A 15,808-nucleotide genomic window follows, 5' to 3' on the forward strand; every position below is an offset into this window, starting at 1 on the left:
TTCGTGGACGGCGGTCGAGTCGGTGGCGGCGCGTCCGGCGCGCAGCGCGGGCACCGTCGTCAAGGACGAGGGCGAGGGCGGCAAGGCGCTCGCCGGCTTCCTCGCCGACCAGAAGTTCATCTAGTCCCACCCGTTCGCGCATCCAACGATCGATCAGGAGCAACGAATCATGGCTGAGATCCTGGTTCTGGTGGACCACGCCGACGGTGTGGTCCGCAAGCCGGCCCTCGAACTGCTGACCCTGGCCCGCCGGATCGGCGAGCCGTCCGCGGTCGTGCTGGGCGCCGGCGGCGCCGCGGCCGACATCGCGGCCAAGGCCGCCGAGTTCGGCGCCGCGAAGGTGTACGTCGCCGACGGCGCCGAGTTCACCGAGCAGCTGGTCGTCCCCAAGGTGGACGCCCTGGCCCAGATCGCCAAGGCCAACGGCGTCGCCGCCGTCCTGGTCACCTCCTCCGGCGAGGGCAAGGAGGTCGCCGCCCGCGTCGCGCTGCGGCTGGGCTCCGGCATCATCACCGACGCCGTCGACCTGGAGGCCGGCGACGGCGGTCCGGTCGCCACCCAGTCGGTGTTCGCCGCGTCCTTCCAGGTGAAGTCGAAGGTCACCAAGGGCGCCCCGGTCATCACCGTCAAGCCGAACGCGGTGGCCCCCGAGGCCGCCGCGGCCGCCGGTGCGGTGGAGAACGTGTCGGTGGAGTTCACCGGCAACGCCGCCAAGGTCACCTCGCGCACCCCGCGCGTCTCCTCCGGCCGTCCGGAGCTGACCGAGGCCGCGATCGTCGTCTCCGGCGGCCGCGGTGTCGGCGAGGCCTCGGGCTTCGGCGTGGTCGAGGAGCTCGCGGACGCGCTGGGCGCGGCCGTCGGCGCCTCCCGTGCCGCGGTCGACGCCGGCTGGTACCCGCACAGCAACCAGGTCGGCCAGACCGGCAAGCAGGTCTCGCCGCAGCTGTACATCGCGGCGGGCATCTCCGGTGCGATCCAGCACCGGGCCGGCATGCAGACCTCGAAGACCATCGTGGCCGTCAACAAGGACCCCGAGGCCCCGATCTTCGAGCTGGTCGACTACGGCGTGGTCGGCGACCTCTTCGCCGTGCTGCCGCAGCTGACCGCCGAGGTGAAGGCCCGCAAGGGCTGATCCCCGCGGGAGGACTGGAGGGCGTGGCGCCGGGTGCTCGGTGTCACGCCCTCCGTCGTGCGCGGCGCGACCCGGTGCACGCGCGGCGTAGCGCCGGGTGCGCCGCGGGCCCGTCGGCCGCGGACCGTAGAGTCGGCGCGAGAACGCGGGACGACGGCGCGGGGCGGCCGCGCCGGGACGAGGACGAGGACGAGGGCGAGGGGACGGAAGCATGGCACTGCTGACCGCACTTCAGGGCGGCTTCGGGGACGCGGCCGACGCGCTGCGGATCGACGGGCGGGCGCTGTCCCGGGAGGAGCTGCTGGGCGCGGCGTCCGTCGTCGCCGCCCGGGTGGCCGGCGCCCCCGCGCTCGCCGTGCTGGCCCGGCCCACCGCCGAGACGGTGGTGGCCGTGGTCGGCGGCCTGTTGGCGGGCGTGCCCGTGGTGCCGCTGCCGCCCGACTCCGGGCCGAAGGAGCGCGAGCACATCCTGCGCGACTCGGGCGCGGCGCTGCTCGCGCACGCCGTGGGCGAGGAGGTCGACGGCGCGGCGGACGCGGCGGCGGGCCGCGGGGGCGTGGAGCTCCTGCCGGTGGACCCCGCGGAGCGGTCCACCGCACGCCACGCCGAACCCCCCGCGGACGCCACCGGCTTCGTCCTCTACACCTCGGGCACCACCGGGGCTCCCAAGGGGGCCGTGATCCCCCGCGCGGCGATCGCCGCCGACCTGGACGCGCTCGCCGCCGCCTGGCAGTGGAGCGCCGACGACACGCTCGTGCACGGCCTGCCGCTGTTCCACGTGCACGGCCTGCTGCTGGGGGTGCTCGGCGCACTGCGCACCGGCAGCCGGCTCGTGCACACCGGGCGGCCCACCCCGGCCGGGTACGCCGCCGCGGGCGGCAGCCTCTACTTCGGCGTGCCGACCGTCTGGTCCCGGCTGGCGGGCGATCCGGAGGCGGCGGCCCGGCTCTCCGGGGCCCGGCTGCTGGTCTCCGGCAGCGCGCCGCTGCCGGTGCCGGTGTTCGAGAAGCTGGCGGCGCTGACCGGGCACGCCCCGATCGAGCGGTACGGGATGACCGAGTCGCTGATCACCGTCAGCACCCGGGCGGACGGCGAGCGCCGGCCCGGCAGCGTCGGCCTGCCGCTGGACGGGGTCCGCACCCGGCTGGTCGGCGAGGACGGCGCGCCCGTGCCCAGGGACGGGGAGAGCGTCGGGGAACTGCAGGTCGCCGGCCCGACGCTGTTCAGCGGCTACCTCAACCGGCCCGACGCGGACGCCGAGGCCTGGACGCCCGACGGCTGGTTCCGCACCGGCGACGTCGCCGTGATCGGGGAGGACGGCTTCCACCGGATCGTCGGCCGCGCCTCCGTCGACCTGATCAAGAGCGGCGGCTACCGGATCGGCGCCGGAGAGGTGGAGGCCGCACTGCGCGACCACCCGGCGGTCGCCGACGCGGCGGTGGTCGGCGCGCCGGACGAGGACCTCGGGCAGGCGATCGTCGCGTTCGTCATCCCGGACGGCGCCGTGACGGGTGACCAGCTGACGGCCTTCGTGGCGGAGCGGCTCTCGGTGCACAAGCGCCCCCGCCGGGTCGTGCTGGTGCCCGAACTGCCCAGGAACGCCTTGGGGAAGGTGCTGAAGAAGCAGCTGCTCGCGCAGGCCGCCGGACGCGACTGAGGGGGCGTCGGACGGCGTCCGATGACGGGTGTTCACCCTGATGCACCGTCGGTGCTCACCCGCCGTGAACCCTTCCATTGGCGCACTCCACTGCGCGCTGTGAGCGGACGCGTGCCTAACGTGACACGCAGGCAGAACTGAATCCCTGGGCGACATGCCGCGGCTTCCGGTCGCACGGCCGGAGGCCGCGGCATGTCGGACGGGGACTGCCGGTCGGTGCGTGCCTCGCCGGGACGCACCGCGTGTCCGCAGCCGTTTCCGCAGCCGCCCCCGTGGCGGCGGGTTCGCAGCAGTGAAGGAAGTCAGCAGGATGAGCTCCGTCAACACCGGCGCGCCGGGTGCCGCCGACGAACCGACCGGGCAGCGCACCGCCGCCGCCACCGCCGACCAGCGGGCCGCCGCCCGCCCCGCCCGTCCGGCCCGCGCGTCGCGGGTCCGCCGGGGGATAGGCATGGTGGCCGTGATCGCGGCCGGTGCGGGCGTGATCGGCCTCGGCACCAGCGTGAGCCCCGCGGCCGCCGAGCCGGCACCGGCGCACGCCGGCTGGGACGGCTCGCGGTACTGGTTCAAGAACAGCCAGGGGCAGTGGCGCTGGACCTCGCACTACGACGTGTACGTGGCGCGCACGGGCGGCGGGTCCTCGTCGGCGGCGAAGTCCGCCGGGTCCGGCGGGATCAAGCAGGGCTGGGACGGGTCGCGCTACTGGTTCAAGAACAGCAAGGGCGAGTGGCGCTGGACCACCCACTACGACATCTACCTGGCGCGGACCGGGGGCGGGTCGGCCTCGTCCTCCTCGTCCTCGCCGAGTGCGTCGGGGTCGGTGGGGTCCTCCTCCGACGCGGTGGCGGGCGACCGGGACGTCGAGGACGCGGTGCAGTTCGCGCTCGCGCAGCTGGGCAAGCCCTTCGTGACCGCGGGCAACGGGCCGGACGGCTACGACTGCTCCGGCCTGGTGCAGCAGTCCTTCCGGCGCGGCGGCATCGACCTGCCGCGGGTGGCCAACGACCAGTACGCGGCCACCACGCCGGTCAAGGCGAGCCAGCTGCGCCGGGGCGACCTGCTCTTCTGGTCCCCCGACGGGACGGCGCGGGGCATCCAGCACGTGGCGATCTACCTGGGCAACAACCAGTACGTCGAGGCGGCCCGGCCGGGGACGACGATCCGGATCTCGGGGATCAGCAGCGGCTACTACCCGGCGTTCATGGGGCGGCCGTAGCTCCGGCGGCCCGGTGAGGGGCAGGGGTGCCCGGGCGTTCGCGGCCCGGGTGCCCCTGGCGCGTCCGGGTCCGGGCCACTCCCGGGGCGCTGCTCGGCGCTGCGGGGGTCACCGCTACGGCGGGTGGTGACCGGTGGGGTTGTCGCCGGTGGGTCAGAGGTCGGTGGCTCCGGGGTCGGTGGCTCCGGGGTCGGTGGGTCCGAGGTCGGTGGGGCCGAGATCGGCAGGGCGGGGGAGGGCGCCGCGGGCGCCGAGGGCGGTGACGGCGAACGCCCCGGCGGCCACGGCCGTGGCGGCGGCTTCGGGCAGGGCCGTTCCGCGGGCGAGTCCGGCGGCGAGGGCGCCGCAGAAGACGTCGCCGGCACCCGTCGTGTCGACGACCCGGACGGCGGGTGCGGGCAGCCGGGTCAGCCGCCCGTCCGCGGCGACCAGTGCGCCGTCGGCGCCCAGGGTGAGCACGGCGCCGGCGACCCGGCCGCCCCGCGCCGCCGCGCTGCCCGTGCCGTCCGTGCTGCCTGTGCCGTCGCCACCGTCCCGGCCGGGACGGTGGCCCGTACCGGCGAGGATCCGGGCGGCCTCCTCGACGGTCGGGGCGCCGGTGAGCTGGCGGGCCTCGACGGCGTTGGCGACGATCAGGGGCCGGCGCCCGGCGGGGCCGGTGTCGGGCAGCGCGCCGGCGGGCGCGGCGTTGTGCACCCAGCGGGTGTCGGTCCCGGCGAGCGCGGCCGCCGTCGCCCGGATGCACTCCGCGGGGACCTCGCCGCTGGTGAGGACCACGTCGAGGGGGCGCGGGCGAAGCGCGGCGAGCGCGGCGGTGACCTCGGCGGCGGTCAGGTGGGCATTGGCGCCCGGGACGACGACGATGCTGTTCTCGCCGCCCGGGTCGACCATGACGATCGCCTCGCCGGTGGGCGCGTCGGGGTGCGTGAGCACGGCGCCCGTCTCGACCTCCGCGTCCTGCAGATCGGCCAGTGCCGCCCGGCCGTCGGCGTCCCCGCCGACCTTGGCCACCAGGTGCGTCGCCGCCCCCATCCGGGCCGCCGCGACGGCCTGGTTCGCCCCCTTGCCGCCGAACCCCCGGGTGGCGTCGGCGGCGAGGACGGTCTCGCCGGGGGCGGGCAGCACGGGGCAGCGGAGGATGCGGTCGGTGTTGACGGAGCCGATGACGACGACGCGGCCGACGGGAAGCAGCTTCATCGTCCCTCTGTACGTGCCGGGGCGTGCGCGGCGCAAGACGGCACCCCGGGCGTGCCCAGGCGGCGCGGGACGGCGGCCCGGGCGCGCGTGGCCGGCGCAGGAGGGCGCCCCGGGCGCGCGGGCGGGGCGCGCGGCAGCCGTGTGCCGTCCCTCCTGGGGCCGGACGGACTGGGGTGGCTGGGCGGATGGCCGCTCGCCCGGGCACATGCCGCCGTCAAGGGGGCGGACCGGGGCGGACACGGCGGGCGCGCGGGGGAGGCATGGGGAGCGGCGTGGCGCGGGTACCACCACGGGTGGCGCTGGTTCGGCCGACGGGGGCGCTGCCCGGTGCGAACGGCATCGGGGCAAGTCGAGGGCAGGGGACGTTGTGATCGTCTGGGTCAATGGCACATTCGGGGCGGGCAAGACGAGTGCCTGCCGAGAGCTGGTGGAACTGCTGCCCGGGAGCGTGCTCTTCGATCCCGAGCTGGTGGGCTTCGGCCTGCGGCGGATGCTCCCGGCCGACCGGCTGGCGACGGTGTCCGACTTCCAGGACCTGGCGGCCTGGCGCCGGCTCGTCCCCGAGACGGCGGCCGCGCTGCTCGGCGAGGTCGCGGGCCCGCTGGTGGTCCCGATGACCCTGCTCAGAGAGGACTACCGGGACGAGATCTTCGGTGACCTCGCCTCGAACGGCATCGCGGTGCACCATTTCGTCCTGGACCCAGAAGAAACGATCCTGCGCGACCGCATCGCCCGTCGCGACGAGTGCCCGGACGATCCGCTGGCCAGCGAGCGGGTCCGCACCTGGTGCCTGGAGCACGTGGCCCGGTACCGGGCCGCCCGGCGCTGGCTGGTCGAGGACGCCCGGATGCTCGACACCAGCGAACTCACCCCGCGCGAGACCGCGCACCGGATCGCCGAGCTGGTCCGGGTCGGCGCCGCGCGCTGCCCGATCGTCCAGACCCCGGACCCGACCGGGGACACCGTGGCCTCCGCCGTGCTGCTCTTCGACGAGCAGGACCGCGTCCTCCTGGTCGACCCGGTCTACAAGCCCGACTGGGACTTCCCCGGAGGCGTGGTCGAACGCGGCGAGGCCCCCACCGACGCCGCCCTGCGCGAGACCGCGGAGGAGCTCGGTCTGCGGCTGGACCCGTCCGTCCTGCGCCTGCTCGCCGTCGACTGGGAGCCGCGCACCGGACCGCGCCGCGGCGGTCTGCGCCTGATGTACGACGGCGGCCAGCTCGACTCCGCCGCCCGCCAGAGCCTGCTGCTCCAGCCGGAGGAGCTGCGCGGCTGGCGCTTCGTCACCCTGGCCGAGGCCGCCGACCTGCTGCCCCCGAGCCGCTGCCGCCGCCTCGCCGCCGCCCTGGACGCCCGTCGCAGCGGTGAGCTGCGCTATCTGGAGGCCGGCCGCCGGGTGGCCCTCGGCCTGACCAGCACGGCGGACGCGGCGTAGCGCGGGCCCGACGGTCCACGCCGGGCCGGGACCTGTGTTCACACCCGCGTCCGCGGGGCGACGCCGGACGGCCCGGGGACCGTCGGACGCGGCGTGGTGGCCCACGACCGGGGGCGTTGGCCGGCGGCCGGGCGCGGGCGGGAGGATGGGGGCATGCCGTTCACACTGAGCCACCCCGCCGCCGTCCTGCCCCTGCTGCGCGCCGCCGGGCAGCGCGGGCCGCTGGTGGCCTCGGCCCTGGTCGCCGGGTCGATGGCGCCCGACGCGCCGTTCTTCGCCGAGTCGCTGCTTCCCGGGGTGTACCGGCACGGCGGTCTGACGCACAGCTGGTGGGCCGTGCCCACGCTGGACGTGGCGATCGCCGGGGTGCTGGTGGCCGGCTGGCACGGGCTGCTGCGCGCCCCGCTGGTCGCTCTGCTCCCCGACCGGTGGGCGGGCGCGGCCGAGGCGCTGACGGTGCGGCGGCCCGGCGCCGACGGGGCGGGCGCGGCCTGGTTCGCCGCGTCGGCGGCGATCGGCGCCGCCACCCACGTCGGCTGGGACGCCTTCACCCACGAGGGCCGACTGGGCGTGCGGCTGTTGCCGGAGCTGAACCGCCAGGTGGTCGGCGTCCCGCTCTACTCCGCGCTGCAGTACGGCAGTTCGGCCCTCGCGCTGGCCGCGATGGCCGGCTGGGCGGCGCGTGCGGTGCGGGCGGTCGAGCCGGTGCGCCCGGCCGTCGCGCTCGCGCCCCGGACCCGCCGGACCGCCGTCGCGGCGCTCGGCGCGGCGACGGCGGTCGGGGTGCTGCACCGGCTCTCCCCGCTGCGGCGCAACCTCGTCCCGGAGGTCTGCTTCGGTGCCGGCGCCGGGCTCGCCGTGGGCGCGCTCGGCTACGCGGCGGTGACCGCCGCCGCCCGCCGGCTCAGCGGCGGGCGGCCGGGCGGGCCCGGTGGCCGGGGCGGCGCGGGCGGCGGCCCCGGCTCCCGCAGCGGCGCGCGTCAGACGGAGCGCAGCTCGGCGTAACGGCGCAGGAACAGGGCCTCGGTGAGGGCCATCCGCTCCAGCTCCAGCGGGTCGACGCTCTCGTTGACCGCGTGGATCTGGGTGGTCGGCTCCTCCACGCCGATGAGCACGATCTCGGCCTGCGGGTACAGCGAGCGCAGCGTGTTGCAGAGCGGGATCGAGCCGCCCTCGCCGGAGGCGACCATCGCGGTGCCGAAGGCCTCCGCCATCGCCTCGCCCATCGCCTCGTACGCGGGGCCGGTGGTGTCCGCGGTGAACGGGGAGCCGTTGCCCTGGCGTTCGATGGTCACCCGGGCACCCAGCGGCACCTGCGCCTCCAGGTGGGCGACCAGCGCCTCCTGGGCGGCGTCGGCGTCGCTGCCCGGCGCGACGCGCAGGCTGACCAGCGCCTTGGCGGCTGCCTGCACCGAGGAGGTGGCGCCGATCACCGGCGGGGCGTCGATGCCGAGGACGGTGACGGACGGCCGCGCCCAGAGGCGGTCGGCGATCGTGCCCGTGCCGGTCAGGGCGACGCCGTCGAGGACCCTGGCGTCCGAGCGGAACTGCTCCTCCGCGTACTGGACGCCGGTCCAGGTCTGGTCGGTGGTCAGGCCGGCCACCGCGACGTCGCCGTGCTCGTCGTGCAGCGAGGCGAGCATCCGCACCAGCACCTGCAGCGCGTCCGGGGCGGCGCCGCCGAAGGCTCCGGAGTGCAGGTTGCCGGCCAGCGTGCTGACGGCGACCTCGACGACGGTCATGCCGCGCAGCGAGGCGGTCACGGTGGGCAGGCCGGGGGCGAAGTTGCCGGTGTCGCCGATGATGATGGCGTCGGCGGCGAGCAGCTCGGGGTGGGCCTCGGCGTAGCGCTCCAGACCGCCGGTGCCCTGCTCCTCCGAACCCTCGACGATGACCTTCAGGCCGACCGGGTAGCCGTCGCCGTACACCCGGCGCAGCGCCCGCAGGGCGGTCAGGTGCATCAGGATGTTGCCCTTGCAGTCCGCGGCGCCGCGCCCGTACCAGCGGCCGTCCCGCTCGGTCAGCTCGAACGCGGGGCTGAGCCAGGCGTCCTCGTCGAGCGGCGGCTGGACGTCGTAGTGCGAGTAGAGCAGGACGGTCGGCGCGCCCTCGGGGCCGGGCAGCTCGCCGTAGACGGACTGGGTGCCGTCCGGGGTGTCCAGCAGCCGGATGCCGGTCAGGCCCTCGGCGGCGAAGGCGTCGGCGACCCAGCGGGCGGCCTTCTCGCACTCCTCGACGGGGAACTGGCGCGGGTCGGCGACCGAGGGGAACGCGACCAGTTCGGCGAGGTCGGTGCGGGCACGGTCCATCAGGGACCGGACGGCGTCGACCAGGGGCTGTGACATTCGGGGACTCCGTGGGGGCGGCTCCGGCCGCGGGGTGCCGCGGACGGAGGGGAGTGGTTGGGGTACCGCCGATCATAGGCGGAGTCGGGCGGGCCGGTCCGGTGGACGGGCTCGGCGGGGCGGCCCGGCGCAGGGGCCCGGCGTGCGGGCCGGTCCGCCGGTTCCGCGGGGCCCCGGCGGTGTGCTGCGCGGCCCGGTCCGGAGTTCGGGGCGGCGCGGCCACCGGCGGGCCCGGCGGACGCATAGGATTGCTCGTCGTGACTGACTCCGGAAGCTCCGATTCCCGTAGCCCGCTCGACACCGGGTCCTCGCCGCTCGACGCCGAGGTGTCCGGACAGCCGTCAGGTCAGCCCTCGGGCGAGGCGTCAGGACCGGCGCCCCAGGCGGAGCCCGATGCGGCCGGTGCGGCCGACCGGGCGAGAGCCGGGGGGAGAGCCGACGCGACGCCCGCCGTGCCGTCCGAGGAGAGGCCCGACGCGACGCCCGCCGTGACGGCCGAGCCGCGCGCCGGGCGGCCGCAGTCCGACGCCCTGGACGGCGTCTGGGACGTCGTGGTGGTCGGTGCCGGGCCGGCCGGGGCCTCGGCCGCGCACGCCGCCGCCGTGCAGGGCCGCCGGGTGCTGCTCCTCGACAAGGCCGAGCACCCCCGCTACAAGACCTGTGGCGGTGGCATCATCGGCCCGTCCCGGGACAGCCTGCCGCCGGACTTCCGGCTGCCCCTGCAGGACCGGGTGCACGCCGTCACCTTCGCGTACCAGGGCCGGTTCACCCGGACGCGTCGTTCCCAGCGGATGCTCTTCGGCCTGGTGAACCGGGACGAGTTCGACCTGCGCCTGGTGCAGGCGGCCAAGCAGGCCGGGGCGGTGCTGGTCACCGGAGTGACCGTCACCGGTGTCGAGCAGCGGGGCGGAGAGCACCGGACGGCGCTGGTGACGGCCGCCGACGGGCGGAGCTTCGAGGCGCGCGCCGTGGTCGGCGCGGACGGCAGCGCGAGCCGGATCGCCCGGCACGTCGGCGTCACCTTCGACCAGATCGACCTCGGCCTGGAGGCGGAGATCCCGGTGCCGCCGCAGGTCGCCGCGGACTGGTCCGGCCGGATCCACCTCGACTGGGGCCCGCTGCCCGGCAGTTACGGCTGGGTGTTCCCCAAGACGGAGTCGAGCAGCCTGACCGTCGGCGTCATCTCGGCGCGCGGTGACGGCGAGCGGACCAAGCAGTACCTCGCCGACTACATCCGGCGGCTGGGGCTGTCCGGCTTCACCCCGACCGTCGAATCCGGCCACCTGACCCGCTGCCGGGCCGAGGACTCGCCGCTCTCCCGCGGCCGGGTGCTGGTCGCCGGTGACGCGGCCGGCCTGCTGGAGCCGTGGACCCGCGAGGGCATCTCGTACGCGCTGCGCTCGGGCCGGCTGGCCGGCGAGTGGGCGGTGAAGGTCGCCGAGGCGGGCAACGCCGCGTCGGTGCGGCGCGAGGCGCTGAACTACGCGTTCGCCGTCAAGGCCGGGCTGGGCGTGGAGATGCGGGCCGGCAAGCAGCTGCTGGCGGCGTTCGAGCGGCGGCCGTACCTGTTCCACGCGGCGGTCTGCCTGGTGCCGCCGGCCTGGCGGGCCTTCGCCCGGACCACCCAGGGGCACACCACCTTCGCCCAGGTGCTGCGGCAGTACCGCGCCGCGCGGAAGCTGTCGGCGCTGGCCTCGCGGTAGCGGCGGACCCGGGCCGGGGCCCCCCCCCGCGGGGAGGGGCACCGGCCTCTCGGGTGGTACGGGCCCTTCGGTGGCACCGGCCTTTCGGTGGCACCGGCCTTTCGGACGGGGCTACTTGAGACCGGCGTCGAGGGCACCGATCAGCGTGCCGGACGGGGTGTCGCCGGACATCTCCCAGATCATTCCGCCGAGTAGGTTCTTCGACTTGAGGTAGGCCGCCTTCTGGCCGATCGACCAGGCGTCGTCGAAGCTCCACCACTGCCCGCCGGCTCCCGTGTAGCCGTACGTCGAGACCGACTCGGGGTCGTGGTAGACGGTGAGCCCGGGCACTCCGGTGAGCAGGTTCTGGTAGCCGCGGGTGCCGGCCTCCTCCGCGAACTGGCCGGGGGCGGCACCGTTCGCGGACTGCCAGACGCCCTTGGCGCCGCCGTCCGCCACGCTCTGCCAGCCGCGCCCGTAGAACGGGAAGCCGATGGTGAGCTTGCGCGGGTTGACCCCGGCGTCCAGGTACGTCCGGACCGCCGCGTCCACGCTGAAGTGGGTGGTGTACGGGTCGTGCGGGTCGGTGTAGAGGTTGGCCTGGTGGCCGGTGCGGCCGGGTTCCCAGGAGTTGTCGCTGCCGGAGCCGTGGAAGTCGTACCCCTGGACGTTGGCGATGTCCAGCGAGCCGAAGATCTTCGTCAGGTCCCATCCCGCGGCGACCTTCGCCGGGTCGGCCGGGGTGAAGGCGGTGAGCAGCTTGTGCGAGCCGCCCAGCGCGTCCAGCTGCTTGCGGAACTCGGCCAGCAGCAGGGTCAGGTTGCCCTTGTCGGCGGCGCTCCAGTGGTTGCCGGCGTGGCCGTCGCCGGAGCCGGGCCACTCCCAGTCGAGGTCGATGCCGTCGAAGATCCCGGCCGCGACGCCGTCGCCGCCGGCGCCGTTGTAGACCGGCAGGTTGCCCTTGATCCAGGTGTCGACGCAGGACTTGACGAACTTCTGGCGGGAGGCGTCGGTGGCGGCGGCGTCCGAGAAGTACTTGGAGTACGTCCAGCCGCCGAGTGAGACGACCACCTTGAGGTTCGGGTACTTGGCCTTGAGCTTCTTCAACTGGTTGAGGTTGCCGCGGAGTTTGCCCCAGCCGTCGTCGGCCACGCCGTCCACCGACTGGGCGGCGCTCATCGGGCGGGCGTAGTCGGCGTCGGCGTCGCCGGCGCCGGTGCCCTGGTCCGGGTCCTGCGGGTTGGCGGTGGTGCCCTTGGTGACGCCCGCCAGGCAGGTCAGGTTGACCGGATCGATGTTCTCGAAGGCGTAGTTGACGACGTCCAGCTTGGCCGCGCTGCCCGAGGTGTCGAGGTTCTTGACGAAGTACTGGCGGCCGTAGATGCCCCACTGCACGAAGTAGCCGACCCTGGCGTACTTTCCCGCGCCGACCAGGTCCGAGGTGGTCACGGTGAGCGGTGCGGAGGCCGGCGAGGCGTTGTCGGCGGGGTCGCGGGCCTTGACGGTGAACGTGTAGGCGGTGGACGGCGAGAGGCTGCCGACGGTCGCGGTCAGCGTGCCGCCGCCGACCGTCGCCACCGGCGTGCCGCCCTGGTAGACGTCGTACGCGGCGACCCGGACGTTGTCGGTCGCGGCGTTCCAGGCGAGCGTGACGCTCGTCGAACCGACCGCCGTGGAGCGCAGGGCGGTCGGCGCCGTGGGCGGGGTCGGATCGCTCGACGGGTCGAAGGTCGCGGCGGTGACGGTGGTGCTGAGCGGGCCGGTGTTGCCGCGGGCGTCCTTGGCGCGGACGGTCAGGGTGTAGCTGGTGGCGGGGGTGAGGCCGGTGAGCAGGGCGCTCGTGGTGGTGCTCGAACCGAGCACGGTGGTGCCGCTCAGCACGTCGTAGGAGGCGACCGGGAAGTCCCCGCCGGTGGCGGCCGCCCAGGTCAGGGCGAGCGTGTGCGCGGTGCTGGAGGTGACCGCCGGTGCGCCGGGGGCGGACGGCGGGACGTCGGCGGTGCCGTCGCACTTGTCGCCGTTGACGCGGCAGTTGACCGGCGCGGAGACGGGCCCGGTGCCGACGAACCAGAAGCTGTACGGCTCGGTGGTGCCGTGGGCGTTGACGGTGGCGTTGTAGAAGGCGTTGGTCGCGGTGACGTGCCTGCCGTTGACGGTGGCGGTGCCGTTGTAGCTGTTGCCGATGGAGACTCCGGCCGGCAGGTCGAACTCCAGGGTCCAGCCGGTGACGGCGGTGGCGTTGTCGTTGTGGACGATGTAGGTGCCCTGCCACCAGGATCCGTTGTCGGCGGTGGTGAAGGTGGCGGTGAGCTTTCCGGCGGCGTGCGCCGGGGCGGCCAGCGCGGTGATCGCGGCGACCGGGAGGAGCAGGGCGGAGAGCAGTGCCAGCAGTCTGCTGTGCACGCGCGGGCGCCCGGCCCGGGATCGAGCGGACATGGTTCTCCCTGTGACTGTGGGGGTTGGACAGGGTGACGTAGAACCGCGGGTGTGGTGCGTGTGCGATGGGTGCCCGCGCCGTGGGGTGACGCGGCATGGGGCACTGTAGGAGGACTGGACCAATGCGTCAACAGGTCTGTACCACTGGGGAGTTGGGGTGCAGGGTCGCGGGCCGGGTCACCGGTTCGCCCCCGTCAGCTCGTCCCCGAGCGCGCTGCGCCGGTACAGCACCGAGCGGCCGTGGCGCGCCCGGGTGACCAGCCCGGTGGCGGCCAGGACGGACAGGTGCTGGCTGACCGCACCCGGGGTGACCCCGAGCCGGTAGGCGAGGTCGGTGGTGGAGGCGGGCTCGGCGAGCAGGGTCAGCAGCCGGGCCTTCGGCGCGCCGATCAGCGCCTCCAGGGCCTGCGGCGGGACCGGGGCGCCGGCGCCGTCCATGCCCGCCTGCCCCCGGGCCGGGTAGCTGATCTGCGGCGCACGGTCGTTGCTGATCATGGTGATGGCGCCGCGTGCGAAGAAGGTCGGGATGAGTACGAGGCCGCGCCCGTCGACCGCCGTCTCGCCGTCCCAGTCCGTCCAGCGGCGGTTGATCGACAGGACGCCGTCCTCCCAGTGCAGCCGGTGGTCCAGGTCGGCGAAGAGCGCCGCCGCGCCGTACTGCGAGAGCAGCCGGGCCCGGTAGACGAGGTCGGCGTCCAGGACGCTACGGGCCTGCGGCCACCAGTGCGGGGCCAGGCAGACCTCCCAGTACTCCTCCAGCGCGTCGGCGATCCGCGCCAGCAGCCGGGCCGGGTCGGCCAGTCCGGCGGCCAGCCGGGCGGGCAGGGGGCGTCCGTGCGGCAGGAAGGTCTGTTCGAGTTCGGTGCGCAGCTGCTCCGGCGGCAGCCCGCGGACGGCCGCCAGCTCGGTGCGGAAGTCGACGGCGGGGGCCTCCGGGCGGGGCGTCAGGAAGTCCGGGATCCAGCGGTTCCCGCCGACGAGGGAGAGCAGCAGTGCGGAGTCCAGCCGCTCGAAGGTGGGCCGGAGGCGTTCGAAGGCCCGGCTCTGCAGGGGGTAGACGCCGGGGTGGGTCCACATCCGCAGGCTGAGGGAGGCCTCCTGGATCGGGGACACCGCGAACCAGGTGGTGGCGAGGTCGGCCAGGCCGAGCCGGAAACGGTGCACGGGAGCTTTCCTGCGGCGCTCGACGACGAGGATTCAGCCAGAGCCTAAAGGATTGTCCGCAGCGCCCCGGTAGGCGGTGTGATCAGGGCATGACCTCCTCACCTGCGGAGACTTCCGCACCTCCGCTCGCCATGCCCGGAAACGCGGGAGACCCGGACGCCGGGAGCGGCCTGCCGGGGGCCGTCCGGCGGCGCCTGCACCCCGACCCGATGGTCCGTCGGCTGGCCGGGGCCACGTTGGTCAACACCGTCGGCAACGGACTCTCGCTGTCCGTCGCGGTGCTCTTCTTCACCCGGGTGCTCGGTCTGAGCGCCGCCCAGCTCGGGCTCGGGATGACCGCCGCGGGACTGTGCGGGGTGGCGGCCAGCGTGCCGGCCGGGCGGGCGGCCGACCGGTGGGGCGCCCGGCCGGTGCTGGTGGTGCTGGTGGTGGCGGAGGCGGTCGGCACCGCCGGGTACGCGCTGGTGCACAGCTACCCGGCCTTCGTCGCGCTGGCCTGCGGGGTCGCGGCCGTCGACCGCGGGTCCGCCGCGGTGCGCAACGCCCTGTACGCCGAGGTGCTGCCGCCCGAGCGCCGGGTCGCGGGCCGGGCCTACCTGCGGGTGGTGACCAACATCGGCATCTGCCTGGGCACGGCCGTCGGCGCGGTCGCGCTCCAGGTGGACACCCGGCCCGTCTACCTGGCGGCGATCCTGGCCGACGCCGCCTCCTTCGCGGTCGTCGCCGTGCTGTTCCACCGCCTGCCCGCCCACGAGCGCCCGGCGCCGACCGCACCGCAGGCCGGTGGCGGGGAGCCGGACGGGCGGAGGGCGCGGCGGCGCAACCCGGCGCTGCGGGACGGCCCCTTCCTGGTCGTCACGGTGCTGAACTCGGTGCTCTGCCTGCAGTTCGCCGTCCTCGAGGTCGGCGTGCCGCTGTGGATCGTCCAGGACACCGAGGCGCCGCGCATCACCGTCGCGGGCACCCTGATCGTCAACACCCTGCTGGTGGTCGCCCTGCAGGTGCGGGCCACCCGGGGGACGGAGGACCGGGCGACGGCGGCCCGGCTCTGCGGCCGGGCGGGACTGCTGCTCGCCGCCTCCTGCCTGGTGATCGCGCTGGCGCACGGCCTGCCCGCGGTCGTCGCGGCCCTGGTGGTGCTCGGCGGAGTGGCGCTGCAGTCGCTCGGCGAGGTCCTCGGCCAGGCGGGCGGCTGGGCGCTCAGCTACGACCTCGCGGGGGAGCGCGACCACGGCGCCTACCAGGGCGTCTACAACGCCGGGACGGCGGCCGCGATGATGGCGGGCCCGGCGCTGGTCACCACGGCGGTGATCGGGTTCGGCCCGGTCGGCTGGGCGGCCCTGGGCGGGGTGCTGGCGGCGGCGGGCCTGGCGATGGGCCCCGCCGTCCGGTGGGCCGGGCGGCGGGGCGGGTCCGTCCTGCCGGTGTGACGGACGGTGTGACGGACGGCGTGACGGTTGCTGTCACGGCTGCTGTGACGGCGCGGTGGATGTGGGCCCGAGCCGTGCCGGGGCCCGAGCAGTGCGGGGCCCGGGGGAGCCGGC

11 protein-coding genes and 1 pseudogene are annotated in these 15,808 nt (G+C 75.5%); 8 read left to right on the forward strand and 4 right to left on the reverse strand.

The genetic code is table 11. From position 1 onward, the window contains the following. The 4 genes and pseudogenes from ACIRS1_RS32970 to ACIRS1_RS32985 form a co-directional block, all read left to right on the forward strand. A pseudogene (locus ACIRS1_RS32970) lies at nucleotides 1–124 on the forward strand (electron transfer flavoprotein subunit beta); the annotation flags it as partial. 45 nt (nucleotides 125–169) lie between these two features. Beyond that, on the forward strand, nucleotides 170–1,132 hold the full coding sequence (locus ACIRS1_RS32975) for an electron transfer flavoprotein subunit alpha/FixB family protein (protein ID WP_402845793.1): 963 nt from the start codon (nucleotides 170–172) through the stop codon (nucleotides 1,130–1,132). Nucleotides 1,133–1,343: 211 nt separating this feature from the next. After that, nucleotides 1,344–2,789: an acyl-CoA synthetase gene (locus tag ACIRS1_RS32980; RefSeq protein ID WP_402845795.1), complete on the forward strand. Its 1,446-nt coding sequence runs from the start codon at nucleotides 1,344–1,346 to the stop codon at nucleotides 2,787–2,789. 310 nt (nucleotides 2,790–3,099) lie between these two features. After that, nucleotides 3,100–4,005, forward strand: a complete 906-nt coding sequence (locus tag ACIRS1_RS32985) for a C40 family peptidase (protein ID WP_402845797.1) — start codon at nucleotides 3,100–3,102, stop codon at nucleotides 4,003–4,005. 153 nt (nucleotides 4,006–4,158) lie between these two features. Here ACIRS1_RS32985 and ACIRS1_RS32990 read toward each other — a convergent pair whose 3' ends face one another. Next, nucleotides 4,159–5,202, reverse strand: coding sequence for a PfkB family carbohydrate kinase (locus tag ACIRS1_RS32990; protein WP_402845799.1), 1,044 nt, complete (start codon nucleotides 5,200–5,202; stop codon nucleotides 4,159–4,161). 367 nt (nucleotides 5,203–5,569) lie between these two features. Between ACIRS1_RS32990 and ACIRS1_RS32995 the strand changes: the two genes are divergently transcribed. Then, entirely contained in the window at nucleotides 5,570–6,637 is a 1,068-nt protein-coding gene (locus tag ACIRS1_RS32995; RefSeq protein ID WP_402845801.1) for an NUDIX domain-containing protein, read from the forward strand. Nucleotides 6,638–6,790: 153 nt separating this feature from the next. Beyond that, nucleotides 6,791–7,642 (forward strand): DUF4184 family protein, encoded by an 852-nt coding sequence (locus ACIRS1_RS33000; protein ID WP_402845803.1) that lies wholly within the window; start codon nucleotides 6,791–6,793, stop codon nucleotides 7,640–7,642. Here the strand turns inward: ACIRS1_RS33000 and ACIRS1_RS33005 are convergent. Then, the gene (locus ACIRS1_RS33005; RefSeq protein ID WP_360221613.1) at nucleotides 7,618–8,982 is read right to left on the reverse strand and encodes a dipeptidase; all 1,365 of its coding nucleotides are present in this window, start codon (nucleotides 8,980–8,982) and stop codon (nucleotides 7,618–7,620) included. The genes ACIRS1_RS33000 and ACIRS1_RS33005 overlap by 25 nt on opposite strands. A 488-nt stretch (nucleotides 8,983–9,470) precedes the next feature. Between ACIRS1_RS33005 and ACIRS1_RS33010 the strand changes: the two genes are divergently transcribed. Next, complete coding sequence (locus ACIRS1_RS33010) at nucleotides 9,471–10,685, forward strand: geranylgeranyl reductase family protein (protein WP_402845898.1); 1,215 nt, start codon at nucleotides 9,471–9,473, stop codon at nucleotides 10,683–10,685. Between the two features lie 111 nt (nucleotides 10,686–10,796). Here ACIRS1_RS33010 and ACIRS1_RS33015 read toward each other — a convergent pair whose 3' ends face one another. Both ACIRS1_RS33015 and ACIRS1_RS33020 read right to left on the reverse strand, forming a co-directional pair. Then, a complete protein-coding gene (locus ACIRS1_RS33015) occupies nucleotides 10,797–13,100 on the reverse strand; it encodes a glycosyl hydrolase family 18 protein (RefSeq protein ID WP_402845805.1) in 2,304 nt (767 codons plus the stop codon). A 177-nt stretch (nucleotides 13,101–13,277) separates the two neighbouring features. Further along, nucleotides 13,278–14,264, reverse strand: coding sequence for an ArsR/SmtB family transcription factor (locus ACIRS1_RS33020; protein ID WP_402845807.1), 987 nt, complete (start codon nucleotides 14,262–14,264; stop codon nucleotides 13,278–13,280). 131 nt (nucleotides 14,265–14,395) lie between these two features. On the opposite strand from ACIRS1_RS33020, the gene ACIRS1_RS33025 reads away from it, so the two are divergent. Then, nucleotides 14,396–15,694, forward strand: a complete 1,299-nt coding sequence (locus ACIRS1_RS33025) for an MFS transporter (protein WP_402845809.1) — start codon at nucleotides 14,396–14,398, stop codon at nucleotides 15,692–15,694. The last annotated feature ends 114 nt before the right edge of the window (nucleotides 15,695–15,808 follow it).

It is taken from the genome of Kitasatospora sp. NPDC101176 (assembly GCF_044768035.1).
Taxonomy (GTDB): domain Bacteria; phylum Actinomycetota; class Actinomycetes; order Streptomycetales; family Streptomycetaceae; genus Kitasatospora.